This window comes from Caulobacter sp. FG121, assembly GCF_057809815.1.
In genome coordinates this window covers 251,429-266,807 of record NZ_JBMDKR010000005.1, presented here as the reverse complement: position 1 = coordinate 266,807, position 15,379 = coordinate 251,429, and the positions used below count along the sequence as shown (strand labels likewise).

The following is a 15,379-nucleotide window of genomic DNA, read 5'->3' as shown; positions in this document are numbered from 1 at the left end:
AGGTGGCGGATCAGCCGAAGCGGCCCTGGACGTAGTCCTGGGCGCGGCGGGTCTCTGGTTTCACGAAAAGACCTTCGGTCGGGCCAAACTCGATCATCCGTCCGAGGTACATGAAGCCGGTGTAGTCGGAGATGCGGGCCGCCTGAGCGAGGTTGTGGGTGACGATCACGATCGTGAAGTCCTTCTTCAACTGATCGATCGTCTCTTCCAGCTTGGCGGTTGATATCGGATCGAGCGCGGAGGCCGGCTCGTCGAGCAGCAGGATTTCGGGCTCGACGGCGATGCCGCGGGCGACGCAGAGGCGTTGCTGCTGCCCGCCCGAGAGGCTCAGGCCGGACGCCTTAAGCTTGTCCTTGACCTCGTCCCAGAGCGCCGCGCGGCGCAGGGCGTTCTCGACAATCCCGTCCAGTTCGCGCCGGCTTTTGTTCTGGTAGAGCCGGACCCCGAACGCGACGTTTTCGTAGATCGACATCGGAAACGGCGTGGGCTTCTGGAACACCATACCGATCCGTGACCGCAGCAGGGCGATATCGCGCAGCGACAGCAGGTCTTCCCCGTTGAGCAGCACCTCGCCGGTCGCGCGCTGGCCGGGATAAAGGTCGTACATCCGGTTGAACGTCCTCAGCAGGGTCGACTTTCCGCACCCTGAAGGACCAATCAGCGCCGTCACCTTGTTGCGGGCCACGGGCACGTCCACGCTGAATAGCGCCTGGTCCTTGCCGTAGAAGAAGTCGAGCCCGCGGGCGCGCAGCGTGATGGTGTCGGCCGGCGGCTCGGCCATACGCCGTTCGTTGTCGAGGGCGATGTCGTCAGTCATGGGCGATAGGTCCCGCGGGCGGCGATAACCCGCCCGATGATGTTGACGGAAAGCACGGCGAGGGCGATCAGGAGCGCCCCGGTCCAGGCCAAGCTCCGCCAGTCGTCATAGGCGCTGAGCGCGAACTGGAAGATGACGGCCGGCAGGCTGGCCATCGGCTGGCGCATGTCGAGGTTGAGGAACTGGTTGTTCAGGGCCGTGAACAGCAGCGGCGCGGTCTCGCCGCTGATGCGCGCGAAAGCCAGCAGCGCGCCCGTCAGCAGCCCGGCGCTGGCCCCCGGCCAGATGATCTTGCGGATCGTGATCCAGCGCGCCGCGCCAAGGGCCACGCCCGCCTCGCGCAGGGCGGACGGCTGCAGGCGCAGGATGTCCTCGGTCGTCCTGGTCACCACCGGCGCGGCGATCAGCGCCAGGGCGACCGCGCCGGCGAATCCGGAGAATCCGTGCAGCGGCCTCACCACCAGTTCGTAGACGAACAGACCGACCAGGATCGACGGCGCCGACAGCAGCACGTCGTTCAGGAAGCGGACAAGGTGAGCGTAGAAGGAGTTTCCGCCGTACTCGGCCAGCCAGGTGCCGGCCAACAGACCGACGACGACTGCGATGACCATGGCCAGGATGCACATCATGACCGAGCCGAGGATGGCGTTGATGAGCCCCCCTTCGGAACCGGGCGCGGGCGTGGAGCGGGTGAAGATGTCGAGGCTCAGACCGGCGAATCCCTGCTTCACCAGCGAGACCATGATGAGGCTGAGGGCCAGCAGGGCGACCAGGGTCGCCAGCCCGCAGGCGGCGACGAAAACGATGTTGCCAAGGTTGCGGCGTGCACGACGATCAAAGGCCATGGCGATCAATCCTGCCGCACGGAAAGCAGCAGCCCGCGAGCGATCGCGAGCACGCCGAAGGTAATCACGAACAGCACCAGTCCGAGGGCGGTCAGCGCCGCTGTGTGCATGTCGCCGGTCGCCTCGGTGAACTCGTTGGCGATGGTGGAGGCGAGCGTCGAGCCGCTTGCGAACAGGGACGCCGGCAGATCGTGGGCGTTGCCGATGATGAAGGTCACAGCCATGGTTTCGCCAAGGGCGCGGCCCAGTCCGAGCATCACCACGCCGACCGCACCGGTCCGCACGTATGGAAAGCTGACCGCGCCGACCACCTCCATAGGTGTGCAGCCCAGGCCATAGGCCGCCTCGCGCACCTGGACCGGGACGGTCAGCAGCAGCTCTCGGAAGACCGCAGCCATGTAGGGCAGGATCATGACCGCCAGGATCATCGAGGCGGTGAAGATGTTCGCCCCGTTCGGAACGCCGGCCAGTAGCCTGGCCCAGAAGGAGCCCTCTGGCAGGTTCATCATCAGCGGAATCTGCACATGCAGCGCGAAGAACGGCGCCAGCACGAACAGGCCCCACATGCCGTAGACGATCGAGGGAATACCCGCGAGCAGCTCCACGGCAATGGCGATGGGTTGGGCAAGAAACCGGGGGCAGAACTCGACCAGAAAAACCGCTACCCCAAGCGCGATGGGCAAGGCCATGGTCAGCGACAGGGCCGAGGTGATGAGGGTGCCGGCGATCGGGCCGGCCGCGCCGTAAACCTCGGTCACCGGATTCCAGGTCGTCGAGGTGAAGAAAGCCAGTCCGAACCTTTGCAGCGCCGGCCAGCCGCCCACGACGAGGGAGACGACAATGCCGCCGAGCGCGGCGAGAAGCGCCGTCGCCGCGGTCAGGCAGGCGACCCGGAAAACCGGATCGAACCAGCCCCCCTTCGGGCCGGCGCGCGCGTTCAGACTCAGGTCGGTCATGGCGTCCGCTATGGGAAAGAGGGCGGGGGTTCAGAGACCCCCGCCCTCCACGTCATCAGGGAAGTTGATCAGCGCGAGACATAGACGGGCTTGCCGTCCGGACCGGTGATCTGCGTGGCCCACTGCTTGCGCATCAGCGTCTTCACGCTGGCAGGCATCGGGACGTAGTCGAGCGCGCCGGCGGCCGCGTCGCCGTTCTTGTAGGCCCAGTCGAAGAACTTCAGCACGGCCGCGCCGGAGGCAGCGTCGTCCTGCTTCTTGTAGACCAGGATGAAGGTCGCGCCGGTGATCGGCCAGGACTTGGCGCCCGGCTCGTCGAGCAGCAAGAGGTAGTTGCCCGGCGCCTTGGTCCAGTCAGCGCCGGCCGCAGCGGCGGCGAAGTTGGCCGCGACGGGCGCCGGATATTGTCCGGCCCGGTTCTGGACCAGCACGAAGGTCGCGTGGTTCTGCTTGGCGTAGGCGTATTCGACGTAGCCGATCGAACCGATCGTCTGTTTGACGAAGGCCGAGACGCCGTCATTGCCCTTGCCGCCCAGACCCGTCGGCCACTGGACTGAATCGCTGGCGCCCACGGCGGTCTTCCAGGCCGGGCTCTTCATCGACAGATAGGATGTGAAGAGAAAGCTCGTGCCCGAGCCGTCCGAACGGTGAACCACGGTGATCGGCAGGGCCGGCAGCTTTACGCCGCGGTTCAGCGCGGCGATCTGCGGCGCGTTCCACTTGGTGATGGCGCCACGATAGATGTCGGCGAGAACTGCGCCCGTGAGGTGCAGTTGACCCGGCTGAACGCCCGGCAGGTTTACGACCGGAACGACGCCGCCCATGACGGTCGGAAATTGCATCAGACCGGCTTCGTTCAGTTCAGCGGGGGTCAGCGGCTTGTCTGACGCGCCGAAGGCGACCGTCCTGGCCTTGATCTGCTTGATGCCGCCGCCCGACCCGATCGCCTGGTAGTTCAGGCCGATGCCGGTGGCGGCCTTGTAGGCCTCGGCCCACTTTGCATAGACCGGCGCGGGGAAGGTGGCGCCGGCGCCGGAAATGTCTGCGGCCAGGGCAACCGTGCCGGCCAGAACGGTCGCACCCAGCGCGACCACGAGCGTCTTGAACATCCGTCTTCTCCTAGGAGCGCATATCGTCATGCGACTTCGCGAGGACGGGGTAGCCGCCGTTTGTAACGTAGATATGACTATCTGTAAGTCGGACTTACTTTGTGCGCCCAACGGGTAGCCGGCGCGCGGCATGGAGGGCCAGGGTTCGTCCGACTTCAAGGCGCAGCCAGAGCGAAAAACGGCCGATCAGGTCGCCCTTGCCGGCCGCGTCCCGCGATTCCAGCAACATGCGCCGCCCCGTCCGCGCCTCCAGCGGCAGGGCGACCAGCTTTCCCGAGTCCAGCAGCGCCTCGGCCGTGAAGACGTCTGTCAGCAGAACTCCGGCGCCTTGCGCGGCGGCTTCAAGCGCCATGCCTGGATCGTCGAACGAATAGGCGGGCGGTGGGACGGGAACGGAGAAGCGCGCGGCCCATCCGTCCCAGTTGGAGCCGCCGTTCTCGATGCATGGCGCCCTTGCGACCAGCGCGGCGGTCGACAGGTCCCGGTCCTTCAGGATCCCCGGGCTGCAGACCGGGAAAACCGATACCTCGGGACTGACCGCCTCGCCTTCCCGCCCCTCTGAAGGGGCGAACAGGATCGCGACGTCGCTGCCCCCGAGCGCCTTGTCGGCGCTGCCCGTCCGAATATCGATCTTCAGATCCGGCATCGCCTCCGCGAGGCGAGTCAGCTTCCCCCCGAACCAGAGACGGCCCAGGTCGGGCGGCATGCTCACCGAAAGAGCGCCGACCTGCGTCGTGCCGGTCACTTCCCGCAGGGTCCGTTCAAGAGATTGCGCGGCTTCCGAATAGGTCCCCGCCAGACGAAGCGCGGCCTCGGATGGCTCCATCGCCCCGCCCTTTCGCTGGAACAGCGGCGTGCCCAGGTCCGCCTCCAGTCGACGGATCGACTGGCTGACAGCACTATGGGTGATGTTCAGCTCCTTGGCGGCCCAGGTAAAGCTGCGGTGACGCGACGCCGCTTCGACGGCGCGAAGAGCGGAAAACGGAGGCGGGCGAGCGGTCATCGTCTCGATCTGGCTGGCGCGGCGAAGGCGTATAGAAGTCTAGCCTGATTTGTCCCGGGAAAGGCGACCCGTCGCCCCCTCAATGGAGCGTTGCGCCGGCAGCGCCTCCGGTGACGGCGGCGACGATGGATCCGGGGCGTGGGAAGGCCAGCGCGGACACCGTCTCGACGGCGTTGCGGGTCACCGAGAATTGCCCGCCCAACTGCTCCACCATGGCAGCGATCGCGCTGTGGCTAACGTCCAGCTCGTCGGCGTCGACTGCGGCGGGCCATGCCTCCGAGACCTCAAGGATCGTCTCCAGCTCCGCGTTTCGGAGCCGCACGCGCAGCGAAGCCGGCGTATTCTGGCGCAACCTCGCGTTCAGGCATTCGAGCAGCACGACCGCGACCGAGGTCGCCTGATCCAGGGGCAGGCGAAGCCCCTGACACTCGACTTCGACCTCGACAGGCGGATGCCCCCGGGCGGCGAGGGTCGCGTCGAGCAGGTGCCGGGCAAAGGCGTCAAAGTCGAGTGTCTTGTCCGCATCGCCCGCCACTGTCCGGTGAACGCGCGAAATCAGCAGGGTCCTCGCGGAGGCCTCCGACAGGGCGCGGGCAACCGACTGGTCCGATTCATCCCGCGCCTGCAGCTGCAGCACAGCGGCCACCAGCTGCAGATGATTGGCCACCCTGTCGTTGAGCTCGCCGAACAGCTGCGCATGATCCCGCGCCAGATCCTCGGCCCGCCCTCGCGCCTCCGCCAGCGCCTCAAGGGCCCGGGCCATCCCGGTAATGAAGTAGATCGAGACAGAGGCGGTGAAGGCGAAGAACAGGGCCGGGGCGACGGCCGCGAAATTCCACTTCCAGGCCATCGCGGGCGCGGCGAAGACCCAGTAGGCCAGCACGATAGACAGCACGGCCGACAGGATCGCCGGCCCCGCCCCCAGGAAATAGGCCGCCAGAATGACCACGGGATAGAAGGCGGTGTAGGCGTGATTGGCCCCGAACAGGGGCTCCAGCGCCAGGCGGGCGGCGAAACCGACAGCGAGAAGGCCGAGGGACTGGCCATAGGCGATCGTGGTGCGAGCGTTGGCAGGCAGCCGCATGACAGGGATTCCGAACGGACTCGCCGGACGCGAGGCGACGTCGCATTCTGCAACAGACCGATGACAGTTTTTCGTCAGGCCGGCCAACCTGTCAGCCGGCGCGCCTTACATTGTTAGTTCAACTTGACTTACCAAGGCGAGCTGATCACCCTTTGGTCATGCGCATCGCCGTCATCCAATTGGGACCGGAGCTCCCCGACCTTCAGGAACAACTCGACAGCCTGCGGCCGCTGTCGCCAGAGGCTTTCCACGTCGAGGAAACCGCGACGGCCCAGTCCGCGCGGCGCATACTTGAGCGACTGGAGCACCTGGCGGAAGGCGACGAAGTTTGCCTTCACGCCCTGTCGATTCTGCGGCTCGACGTGGGCGACATTGTCCACCTTCTCGCGGATCTGGCCCTTCGAGGCGTTGCCTGCATTGTGGCGGCCCGGGACGATGAACCCGTCCGGATCGATGCCGCGGCTGAGGCCCTCACGATGATGCGCCTCCTCGCTGACCTGCAGTTTGAACGACAGTCCGGGAGAGGTCCGGGGGGCGGCCTGCCGCCGGAGGATGCCCGCCGCCTGCTGCGACCCGACGAAATCGAAGACATCCGGCGCCTCGCACGCACAGGGGTTTCCGCGCGCCGCATCGGTCTCATCTATCGCCGGACACCGGACTGCATCCGAGCGCTGCTGCGTCAGTCGAGCCGCACGATGCGACCTGTGGCGGCCAGGCCGCATAGTAACTTGAACTTACCACAAACGGCCGCACGTTAAGAATCTGTTGCAAACCCTCGCTAGAGCCCTGTGGCCGGTCAAGAGGCCGGAAGGGGTTACACAGGGACACAACAGATGACGAAGCGCTTCCCAACACTGGCGACAAGGACGCGGGGGCTCCTTATGGGGGGCGTCGCCACGGTCTCGCTGCTCGCCGCAGCCATGCCCGCTCATGCCGCCGAAGCTGGCGCGAGCGCCGCCGAAATCGCCCAACTGCGGGCCGAGATCCAGGCGCTGTCCGAACGACTCGCCGCGCAGGAGGCCGCCCAGCAGGCCGCCGCCGCCGCCCAGGCGCGCGTCGACGCGCAGATCCAGACCATTCCGACCCAGGTCCAGACCGCCGTCGCGGCGGCGCCCAAGCCAGTCGCCAAGCCCTCCTGGGCGGACAACACCGTCGTGTCCGGCCGCATGTACTTCGACCTGACCAACATCACCCAGGAACAGGACGGGTCGCGCGTCCAGCCCACGGGCACAGGCTTCGACATCAAGCGCTTCTATATTGGCGTCGATCACAAGTTCAACGACATGTTCTCCGGCAACGTGACGACGGACTTCCAGTACTCGTCGGCCATCTCGTCGACCGAGCTCTATCTGAAAAAGGCCTACCTTCAGGCCAGGTTCTCGGACGCGCTCGTCGTGCGCCTCGGATCCACGGACCTGCCCTGGGTACCGTTCGCTGAAGACATGTACGGCTACCGTTACGTCGAGAACACGCTGATCGACCGTACCAAGTTCGGCACCTCGGCCGACTGGGGCGTGCACGCCTCGGGCAAGCTCGCCGGCGGCATGGTCAGCTACGCGGTCGCGGTTGTCGACGGCGCCGGCTACAAGGCGCCGCTGCGCTCCAAGGGCATGGATATCGAAGGCCGGATCAGTGTCACCCCGGTCGAGCACCTGACGCTGGCCATCGGCGGCTACACCGGCAAGCTCGGCAAGTCGAAACAGGGCGTGACGACCTTCCACACCGCCAATCGCTTCGATGCGCTGGCCGCCTATACCACCAGCACCTTCCGCGTCGGCGTGGAGTACTTCCGGACCGAAGACTGGAACAACGTGTCGACCGTGGCCTCGGACACCGCAGAAGGCTACTCCCTGTTCGGCTCCTACCAGTTCACTCCGATGATCGGCGCCTTCGCGCGCTACGATCGGGTTGAACCGAACCAGGACACCGCGCCCAACCGGCAGGACGACTATTTCAACGTCGGCGTGACCTACAGCCCGACCAAGATCGTCGACCTGTCGCTGGTCTACAAGCGTGATGCCGTCGACAAGGGCTTCGTCAGCACCTCGAACGGAACCATCGGCGGCGTGTCCGACGGGACCTACGACGAGATCGGCCTGTTCGGTCAGTTCCGCTTCTAGACGTCAGCCGGCCCGACCTCTTCGCGGGGGTCGGGCCGATCTGACGACCTGGATGCCTACTTTGCTTTCGGCACGCCGCAGGTGTTGATGCCCAGAATGGCGTAGAGCGGACAGAAGCCGATGGCGCCGGTCAGCAGCGGCACGATGCCGAGGTAGGCCCAGGGGGTCTTGGGGCCGACGAAGGCCAGCGACAGGATGATGATGCCGACGAGGACGCGCAGGATGCGGTCGACCGTACCTTCGTTGAGTTTCATGGGGTGTCTCCCTGGGAGGCTCCGGCACAGCGCCGGAGCATGAAGTGGATGGGTTTGGATCAGCGGAAGGCCGGGCCCGGCCGGACGCCGAGCTTCTTGAACACCATCGCGGCGGGGCAGAAGCCGGTGAAAGCCGCCTGGATCATGTTCACGCCGGCGAAGGCGCTGAGCAGAAGCCACCACGGACTGACGAAATGCCCGAGCGTGACGCCGGCCAGCACGACCAGGCCGGCGAAGATGAAGACAGCGCGATCAACGGTCATGGGATGTTCCTTCAAGCGGGATCAGGCCGGAGCCCGGGCGAGCGCCTGGGTCGTCCAGGCAACGATCTGGTTTGCGGTCATCGCGCCGGCCTGACGAGCGACGATCTGGCCGTCGCGGAACAGGATCAGCGCCGGGATGCCCGACACGCCGAGTTCCGCGGTCAAGGGACCGTTTTCGTCAGCGTTGAGCTTGAGCAGGCGGACATCGGGTTCGAGCGCTGCGGCGGCGGCGGCGAATTGCGGTCCCATCGTTCGGCAGGGCCCACACCAGGGCGCCCAGACGTCCACGAGAACAGCCGCACCCTGGGTGGAGAGGCGATGCGCCTTGAAGGTCTGGCCGCTGACGTCGACCGGGTGGCCGGTGAAGAGCGGCCCGGCGCACCGGCCGCATTTGCCCTTCAGCGGGTCACGGTCGGCGGGAAGCCGGTTGGTCGCGCCGCAGGCGGGGCATACGAACTGACGCGTGGTCATGGCCAGGACCTCACGGCTTGATCTTGCGGATGCCCATCACGTCCAGCGCCAGCTTTTCGTAGAAGGGCTCGCTCTCGCCGCGTTTGACCTTGGCGAGGAAGTATTTCTCGAAGCCGACCTTGGCGAGGTGGACCCACTTGCCGCTGGCCGACCAGTTGACGTTGCGCGGCGGGATCTGCGGCTGGGCGACAAAGGCCACCCCGCCATCGCCGAAGTCGGCCAGACAGATGGCGTTCCACGTCGCCTCATGGGTCGAGGGTTTGCCGGCGACCATGTCGCCCAGATTGTGGGCGATGGCCGTGACCATGCTCTCGATCATGAAGCCGGTCTTCGGAACGCCGACGGGCACGGGCGTCTTGCCCGTCGGGGCGATGGCCACGCAGACGCCGAGGGCGAACACGTTCGGAAACGTCGGGTTGCGCTGGTGCTTGTCCACGATGATGAAGCCGCGCGGATTGGTCAGCCCCTCGATGCCGCGCACGGCTTCCACGCCCCGGAAGGCCGGCAGCATCATCGAGTAGCTGAAGGGAAGATCGTGGGTCGTCTTGACCGCTCCGTCCTCGGCGAGCTCCTCGACATGCATCAGTCCGTCCTCGACCGAGGTGACCTTTGCGTTGGTGACCCACTTGATGTGCCGGTCGCGCATCTCGCTTTCGAGCAGACCCTTGGTGTCGCCGACCCCGTCCAGACCGAGATGGCCGACGTAGGGCTCGGAGGTGACAAAGGTCATCGGAACCTTGTCGCGGATCTTGCGACGCTTGAGTTCGGTGTCGAGGATCATCGCGAACTCGTAGGCCGGCCCGAAGCAGGACGCGCCCTGGACGGCGCCCACGACGATCGGGCCGGGGTTCTCGACAAAGCGATCGAATGCCGCCGCCGCCGTCTCGGCGTGGTCGACATGGCAGATCGACTGGGTAAAGCCGCCGTGTGGGCCGAGGCCCGGGATCTCGTCGAAGGCCAGCTCGGGACCTGTGGCGATGACGAGGTAGTCGTAGCTCAGCGAACTCCCGTCATTCAGCTCGATGCGGTTGTCCGCCGGCGAAATCCGCTTGGCGCCGACGCCCGAGAAGCTGATCCCCTTCTTCTTGAATACCGGGGGCAGCTTGACCTCGATGGCTTCGCGTTTCCGCCAGTGAACGGCCACCCACGGGTTGGACGGAACGAAGTGGAAGGTGTCGCCCAGCGTCACCACGCTGACATCGGCCTTGTCTCCGACCGCACCCTTGATTTCGAAGGCGGCGATCGCGCCGCCCAGTCCTGCGCCCAGGATGACAATACGCGGGTTGGCCATGGTCTGTTTCCTTCCAAAGGCCCCCGGTTGCTGGCGGAGCGTCCGCCATTTCCGGAAGACCGGCTTTGATCAGGATCACGCCCGGACGCCGACATTCGGCCTAGGCAGATCCTCAGTGCGCTTGACTGAATATGTGAATAGACGCATATACGCAACTATGAATTTTGAAGACCACGCCCTGAAGGCTTCCGCCGACCAGGCTTGCGCCCTTCTCAAGGCGCTGGCCAATCCGCATCGGCTGATGATCGTCTGCGCCCTGCTCGACCGCGAACAGTCGGTGGGTGCGCTGGCGCAGCTGCTGGGCGTGCGCGAGACCCTGGCGTCCCAGCATCTGGGACTGCTGCGTCGGGACGGAGTCGTCTCCACCCGTCGCGACGGCCAGACCATCTACTATGCGCTCCAGAGCGGTCAGGCCCGCGCCCTGGTCGAGACCCTGTCCAACCTTTTCTGCGCGGTCGCCTGACCGCCCTGCTCCAGAAGGACCCTCCGATGTTCGGCTCCCCCAAGACCAAGGACCTGACGCCTCATCAGGTGAAGGCCTCGCTCGACGCCCACGAGATCCTGCTGATCGACGTGCGCGAGCCTGGCGAGTTCGCCGCCGAGCGCATTCACGGCGCGCTCAACTTCCCGCTCTCGACGTTCGATCCGGGCGCCCTGCCCGCCGCCGGCGACAAGCTGATCGTCCTCCAGTGCGGCTCGGGAAAGCGGTCGGCGACCGCCATAGGGCACTGCCAGAAGGCCGGTCACGCCATCGACTCCCATCTGGCCGGCGGGATCATGGCCTGGAAGGCCGCCGGTCTGCCGACCGTAACGATCGACAGTCAGACGGGCGCCGTGCTCGACCGCCACTAGGCGCGTGTAACCAGAACCCACGAACGGGCGAACCATGGCCAGACTCCTTTCCCTCGCCGGCGCATTGGGCGCTGTTCTGCTGCTGACAGCCTGCGGTGGGTCCGAACCGGCCGCGTCGGCGCCCGCGCGAGCCCCCGCCGCCGGTCGGTTGACCCTGGCCTACGCCACGGTCGCCGACATCAAGCCGGTCTCGGCCACCCTGACGACGCGGGACATGGGCGAAGCCCGGGCCCGCATCTCCGGTGTGCTGGTCGCCCTGCTGGTCAAGGAAGGCGACACGGTCCGGCAGGGCCAGCTGATCGCCACGGTGAAGGACGATCGTCTGGCGCTGGTGACGGCCTCGTACGACGCCCAGGTCGCCGCCGCCGCCGCGGACGCCGCCCGCGCCCAGGGGGACCTCACCCGCACGCGCACGCTGTTCAACCAGGGCATCTACGCCCAGGCCCGCATGGACCAGGTCGAGGCCATGGCCAAGGCCGCCAATGCCACCCTTGCCGCCGCCAGGGCCCAGCGCGCCGCCAGCGCGGAGCTGGGTGCGCAGGGCGCCATCCTGGCCCCGGCGTCGGGACGGGTGCTGACGGCCGACGTGCCGCTCGGCTCCGTCGTCATGGCCGGCCAGTCGGTCGCCAGGATCACCGCCGGTCCCACCGTGGTGCGCATCGAACTGCCCGAAGCCCAGGCGCAGGCCCTGCACGTGGGCGACGAGGTTCAGCTGGCCGCGGAAGACCTGCGCGGCGTTCCGGCCACGGGCCTGGTCACCCAGGTCTATCCCTCGGTGACCGCCGGCCAGGTCGTCGCCGACGTCAGCGCCGCCGGCCTGCCGGAAGACCTGATCGGACAGCGCGTCCGCGTCGGCATCCGCATCGGCCAGCGCCAGGCGCTGGTCATCCCGCGCCGCTATGTCTCGACCCGCTACGGCATCGACTACGTCCGGCTGGTCGGCAAGGACGGCGCGGTCTCCGAAACACCGGTGCAGACGACCGCCGCGCCGACGGCCGCCGATGTCGAACTTCTGTCCGGCGTTCGCCCCGGCGATGTCCTCGTGCCCGCCGGAGCCGGTCAATGAACCTCGGCATTTCCGGGCGGCTGACCCGGGCGACGATCCGGTCGCCGCTGACCCCGCTGTTCCTGCTGGCTGCCATCGCGGTCGGCCTGCTCGCGCTGGCGACCATCCCGCGCGAGGAGGAGCCGCAGATCAGCGTGCCGATGGTCGACATCATGGTCGCCGCGCCCGGTCTGCGCGCGCCCGACGCCATCGAACTGGTCGGCAAGCCGCTTGAGACGATCGTCAAGAGCGTGGCCGACGTCGAGCACGTCTACACCTTCGCCGACGACGACCAGGTGATGGTCACCGCCCGCTTCAAGGTCGGGGTCGATCCCGACGCCGCGGCCGTGCGCGTGCATGAGAAGATCCGCGCCAACATGGACCGGATCCCGGCGGGCATCCCCGAACCCCTGATCCAGACCCGCGGCATCAACGATGTGCCGAGCCTTGTCCTGACGCTGTCGCCGAAGCCCGGCGCGGCGGGACAGTGGACCGATCAGGCGCTTTATGAACTGGCTGGCAAGCTGCGCACCGAGGTGGCCAAGGTCGACGACGTCGGCCTGACCTTCATCGTCGGCGGGCGGCCGCAGGAGATCCGCGTCGAGCCCGACCCCGCCAGACTGGCCCTGCACGGCGTATCGCTGGGCGGGCTGATGGACGCGATCCGTCAGGCCAACCGCGCCTTCCCGGCCGGTCAGGTCCGCAACAACGGCCAGTCCGTCCAGGTGACGGCCGGCCGCACCCTGACCAGGCCGGTCGACATCGGCCTGATCGCCCTGCCCTCCGCGCGTGGCGAAATGGTCTATGTCCGCGACGTCGCCACGGTCGTCGAGGCTCCGCGCGAAGATCAGGCGCGCGCCTGGCGTTTCGCCCGCGTCGGACAGGACTGGAGCCAGGCGCCCGCCGTCAGCCTGGCCATCGCCAAGCGCAAGGGCGCCAACGCCGTCGTCGTTTCTCACGCCGTTCTGGCCCGGGTCGAAGCGCTGAAGGGCACACTGCTGCCCGACAGCCTGACCGTCGCGGTGACCCGCGACTACGGCGAGACCGCCAACGAAAAGGCAAACGAACTCCTCTTCCACCTTGGCCTGGCGACCCTGTCGATCGTCGTGCTGATCGGTCTGGCCATCGGCTGGCGCGAGGCGGCGGTGACGGCGGTGGTCATCCCGACGACCATCCTGCTGACCCTCTTCGCCTCAAACCTGATGGGCTACACGATCAACCGGGTCAGCCTGTTCGCGCTGATCTTCTCGATCGGCATCCTCGTCGACGACGCCATCGTCATGATCGAGAACATCGCCCGCCACTGGGCGATGAAGGACGACCGAAGCCGCATCGACGCGGCGGTCGAGGCCGTGGCCGAGGTCGGCAATCCCACCGTGGTCGCCACCCTGACCGTGGTCTCGGCCCTGCTGCCGATGCTGTTCGTGTCCGGCCTGATGGGCCCCTACATGGCGCCGATCCCGGTCAACGCCTCGGCCGCCATGGTGTTCTCGTTCTTCGTCGCCGTGGTCATCGCGCCATGGCTGATGGTGCGGTTCGCGCGCAAGACGCTGGCAGCGGACGGCGGACATCATGGCGAGGGCAAGCTGGGCGCCGTCTACCGCAAGGTCGCCGGCCGCGTCATCGCCACCCGCCGCAGCGCCTGGACCTTCCTGATCGCCGTGGGCCTCGCCACCCTCGTCGCCTGCGCCATGTTCGCGACCAAGACCGTGACGGTGAAGCTGCTGCCGTTCGACAACAAGTCGGAGTTGCAGGTGGTCGTCGATCTGCCCGAAGGCACGTCGCTCGAGGCAACCCAGCGGGTTCTGAACGACGCCGCGCTGATCACCCGGGCGCTGCCCGAGGTCACCGCCATCGACGCCTATGCCGGGACCGCGTCGCCGTTCAACTTCAACGGCCTGGTCCGCCACTACTACCAGCGCAACAAGCCGGAGATGGGCGACCTGTCGGTGGCTCTGGCAGCCAAGGGCGAGCGGAAACGCTCCAGCCACATCATCGCCCTGGACCTGCGCAAGCGCCTGGCCGCTCTGAGCCTGCCCGCCGGCGCGTCGATCAAGGTGGTCGAGGCGCCGCCGGGACCCCCGGTCATGGCCACCCTGCTGGCAGAAATCTATGGCCCCGACGCCAGGACGCGCCGCGCCGTGGCCGAACGGATCAAGGCGACCTTCCGGTCCGTGCCCTACATCGTCGACGTCGACGACAGCTACGGCCAGCCCCGGCCAGGTCTGCGGCTGGTTCCCGACCGCGACCGGCTGGAGGCGCTGCGCGTCACCGACCGCGAGGTCTACGACTCGATCGGCGCGGCCCTGGGCGGCCAGGTGGTCGGCTACGCCCATCGCGGCGAAGGCCGGGACCCGCTGGAAATCTCCGTCCGCTTGCCGCAGTCCGCGCGCAGCTGGGGCGAAGGCCTGGCGGCCATGCCCGTGGCCCAGTCCCAGACTGGCCGACTGGTGGCCCTGGGCGAGGTCGTCACCGCCAGCCAGGAAGCCGGCTCGACGCACATCTTCCGTCGCGACGGCCGGGACGTCGACATGATCCTTGGCGAACTGGCCGGGGCCTATGAGGCGCCGATCTACGGCATGCTGGCCGTCGACAAGGCCGTCCGGCAGGGCGACTGGGGCGATACGCCAAAGCCCGAGATCCGTCTCAACGGCCAGCCGACCGACGAGAGCCGGCCGACCATCCTGTGGGACGGCGAATGGGAGATCACCTGGGTGACCTTCCGCGACATGGGCGCCGCCTTCGGGGTCGCGATTCTGGGCATCTATGTTCTCGTGGTCGCCCAGTTCAAAAGCTTCCGCCTGCCGCTGGTCATCCTGACCCCGATCCCGCTGACTCTGGTCGGCATCGTCATCGGCCACATCCTGTTCGGGGCGCCGTTCACGGCCACCTCGATGATCGGCTTCATCGCGCTGGCCGGGATCATCGTGCGAAACTCGATCCTGCTGGTGGACTTCATCCGCCACAGCCAGGGCGACGGTCGGCCGCTGCGCGAGGTCCTGCTCGAGGCCGGCGCGATCCGGTTCAAGCCGATCGTGCTGACGGCCCTGGCGGCCATGATCGGGGCGGCGGTGATCCTGTTCGACCCGATCTTCCAGGGCCTGGCGATCTCGCTGCTGTTCGGCCTGGCGTCATCGACGCTGCTGACCGTGCTGGTGATCCCGGCGATCTATGTGGTGCTCAGGGACGATCAGCCCAGGGCCCCGACTGCGGCATAAGGACTTCTCCCGCCGAGCCCAAGAAACCTGACTTGCTCTTGCATGCATGTT

General features: G+C 67.1%; 16 protein-coding genes. 5 read left to right on the top strand and 11 right to left on the bottom strand.

Features of this window, described 5'->3' with window-relative positions; translation table 11 throughout:
• Positions 1-10: 10 nt before the first annotated feature.
• The 7 genes from pstB to ACODSL_RS14540 all read right to left on the bottom strand — a co-directional run bounded on the left by pstB (position 11) and on the right by ACODSL_RS14540 (position 6,536).
• Complete coding sequence (gene pstB, locus ACODSL_RS14570) at positions 11-817, bottom strand: phosphate ABC transporter ATP-binding protein PstB (protein WP_488901421.1); 807 nt, start codon at positions 815-817, stop codon at positions 11-13.
• Positions 814-1,662, bottom strand: coding sequence for a phosphate ABC transporter permease PstA (pstA, locus tag ACODSL_RS14565; protein WP_488901420.1), 849 nt, complete (start codon positions 1,660-1,662; stop codon positions 814-816). Before pstA ends, pstB begins: the two co-directional genes overlap by 4 nt.
• A 5-nt stretch (positions 1,663-1,667) precedes the next feature.
• Positions 1,668-2,618: a phosphate ABC transporter permease subunit PstC gene (gene pstC / locus ACODSL_RS14560; protein ID WP_488901419.1), complete on the bottom strand. Its 951-nt coding sequence runs from the start codon at positions 2,616-2,618 to the stop codon at positions 1,668-1,670.
• Between the two features lie 68 nt (positions 2,619-2,686).
• Positions 2,687-3,727, bottom strand: a complete 1,041-nt coding sequence (gene pstS, locus ACODSL_RS14555) for a phosphate ABC transporter substrate-binding protein PstS (protein ID WP_488901418.1) — start codon at positions 3,725-3,727, stop codon at positions 2,687-2,689.
• A gap of 94 nt (positions 3,728-3,821) precedes the next feature.
• Positions 3,822-4,730, bottom strand: coding sequence for a LysR family transcriptional regulator (locus ACODSL_RS14550; protein WP_488901417.1), 909 nt, complete (start codon positions 4,728-4,730; stop codon positions 3,822-3,824).
• Between the two features lie 79 nt (positions 4,731-4,809).
• Entirely contained in the window at positions 4,810-5,814 is a 1,005-nt protein-coding gene (locus ACODSL_RS14545; RefSeq protein ID WP_488901416.1) for a histidine kinase dimerization/phosphoacceptor domain -containing protein, read from the bottom strand.
• Between the two features lie 128 nt (positions 5,815-5,942).
• Positions 5,943-6,536 carry a hypothetical protein gene (locus tag ACODSL_RS14540; protein WP_488901415.1) on the bottom strand — a complete coding sequence of 198 codons (594 nt, stop codon included), beginning with the start codon at positions 6,534-6,536 and terminating at the stop codon, positions 5,943-5,945.
• Between the two features lie 111 nt (positions 6,537-6,647).
• On the opposite strand from ACODSL_RS14540, the gene ACODSL_RS14535 reads away from it, so the two are divergent.
• Complete coding sequence (locus ACODSL_RS14535) at positions 6,648-7,934, top strand: porin family protein (RefSeq protein ID WP_488901414.1); 1,287 nt, start codon at positions 6,648-6,650, stop codon at positions 7,932-7,934.
• Positions 7,935-7,990: 56 nt separating this feature from the next.
• On the opposite strand, the gene ACODSL_RS14530 is transcribed toward ACODSL_RS14535, so the two are convergent.
• From ACODSL_RS14530 to ACODSL_RS14515, 4 genes are read right to left on the bottom strand one after another with little or no spacing between them, the layout of a single operon-like run.
• Entirely contained in the window at positions 7,991-8,188 is a 198-nt protein-coding gene (locus tag ACODSL_RS14530; RefSeq protein WP_488901413.1) for a YgaP family membrane protein, read from the bottom strand.
• A gap of 59 nt (positions 8,189-8,247) precedes the next feature.
• Positions 8,248-8,451, bottom strand: coding sequence for a YgaP family membrane protein (locus ACODSL_RS14525; protein WP_488901412.1), 204 nt, complete (start codon positions 8,449-8,451; stop codon positions 8,248-8,250).
• A gap of 21 nt (positions 8,452-8,472) precedes the next feature.
• Positions 8,473-8,922, bottom strand: a complete 450-nt coding sequence (locus ACODSL_RS14520; RefSeq protein ID WP_488901411.1) for a thioredoxin family protein — start codon at positions 8,920-8,922, stop codon at positions 8,473-8,475.
• Between the two features lie 10 nt (positions 8,923-8,932).
• Entirely contained in the window at positions 8,933-10,213 is a 1,281-nt protein-coding gene (locus tag ACODSL_RS14515; protein WP_488901410.1) for an NAD(P)/FAD-dependent oxidoreductase, read from the bottom strand.
• Between the two features lie 157 nt (positions 10,214-10,370).
• On the opposite strand from ACODSL_RS14515, the gene ACODSL_RS14510 reads away from it, so the two are divergent.
• From ACODSL_RS14510 to ACODSL_RS14495, 4 genes are read left to right on the top strand one after another with little or no spacing between them, the layout of a single operon-like run.
• Entirely contained in the window at positions 10,371-10,676 is a 306-nt protein-coding gene (locus ACODSL_RS14510; protein ID WP_488901409.1) for an ArsR/SmtB family transcription factor, read from the top strand.
• 26 nt (positions 10,677-10,702) lie between these two features.
• Positions 10,703-11,065: a rhodanese-like domain-containing protein gene (locus ACODSL_RS14505; protein ID WP_488901408.1), complete on the top strand. Its 363-nt coding sequence runs from the start codon at positions 10,703-10,705 to the stop codon at positions 11,063-11,065.
• Between the two features lie 34 nt (positions 11,066-11,099).
• Positions 11,100-12,131: an efflux RND transporter periplasmic adaptor subunit gene (locus tag ACODSL_RS14500; protein WP_488901407.1), complete on the top strand. Its 1,032-nt coding sequence runs from the start codon at positions 11,100-11,102 to the stop codon at positions 12,129-12,131.
• Positions 12,128-15,328, top strand: coding sequence for an efflux RND transporter permease subunit (locus ACODSL_RS14495; protein ID WP_488901406.1), 3,201 nt, complete (start codon positions 12,128-12,130; stop codon positions 15,326-15,328). Before ACODSL_RS14500 ends, ACODSL_RS14495 begins: the two co-directional genes overlap by 4 nt.
• Positions 15,329-15,379 lie beyond the last annotated feature (51 nt).

Excerpts from the sequence above, each read along its gene's own strand:
- pstB (WP_488901421.1), bottom strand. The coding sequence starts at position 817 with ATGACTGACGACATCGCCCTCGACAACGAACGGCGTATGGCCGAGCCG.
- pstA (WP_488901420.1), bottom strand. The coding sequence starts at position 1,662 with ATGGCCTTTGATCGTCGTGCACGCCGCAACCTTGGCAACATCGTTTTC.
- pstC (WP_488901419.1), bottom strand. The coding sequence starts at position 2,618 with ATGACCGACCTGAGTCTGAACGCGCGCGCCGGCCCGAAGGGGGGCTGG.
- pstS (WP_488901418.1), bottom strand. The coding sequence starts at position 3,727 with ATGTTCAAGACGCTCGTGGTCGCGCTGGGTGCGACCGTTCTGGCCGGC.
- ACODSL_RS14550 (WP_488901417.1), bottom strand. The coding sequence starts at position 4,730 with ATGACCGCTCGCCCGCCTCCGTTTTCCGCTCTTCGCGCCGTCGAAGCG.
- ACODSL_RS14545 (WP_488901416.1), bottom strand. The coding sequence starts at position 5,814 with ATGCGGCTGCCTGCCAACGCTCGCACCACGATCGCCTATGGCCAGTCC.
- ACODSL_RS14540 (WP_488901415.1), bottom strand. The coding sequence starts at position 6,536 with ATGCGGCCTGGCCGCCACAGGTCGCATCGTGCGGCTCGACTGACGCAG.
- ACODSL_RS14535 (WP_488901414.1), top strand. The coding sequence starts at position 6,648 with ATGACGAAGCGCTTCCCAACACTGGCGACAAGGACGCGGGGGCTCCTT.
- ACODSL_RS14530 (WP_488901413.1), bottom strand. The coding sequence starts at position 8,188 with ATGAAACTCAACGAAGGTACGGTCGACCGCATCCTGCGCGTCCTCGTC.
- ACODSL_RS14525 (WP_488901412.1), bottom strand. The coding sequence starts at position 8,451 with ATGACCGTTGATCGCGCTGTCTTCATCTTCGCCGGCCTGGTCGTGCTG.
- ACODSL_RS14520 (WP_488901411.1), bottom strand. The coding sequence starts at position 8,922 with ATGACCACGCGTCAGTTCGTATGCCCCGCCTGCGGCGCGACCAACCGG.
- ACODSL_RS14515 (WP_488901410.1), bottom strand. The coding sequence starts at position 10,213 with ATGGCCAACCCGCGTATTGTCATCCTGGGCGCAGGACTGGGCGGCGCG.
- ACODSL_RS14510 (WP_488901409.1), top strand. The coding sequence starts at position 10,371 with ATGAATTTTGAAGACCACGCCCTGAAGGCTTCCGCCGACCAGGCTTGC.
- ACODSL_RS14505 (WP_488901408.1), top strand. The coding sequence starts at position 10,703 with ATGTTCGGCTCCCCCAAGACCAAGGACCTGACGCCTCATCAGGTGAAG.
- ACODSL_RS14500 (WP_488901407.1), top strand. The coding sequence starts at position 11,100 with ATGGCCAGACTCCTTTCCCTCGCCGGCGCATTGGGCGCTGTTCTGCTG.
- ACODSL_RS14495 (WP_488901406.1), top strand. The coding sequence starts at position 12,128 with ATGAACCTCGGCATTTCCGGGCGGCTGACCCGGGCGACGATCCGGTCG.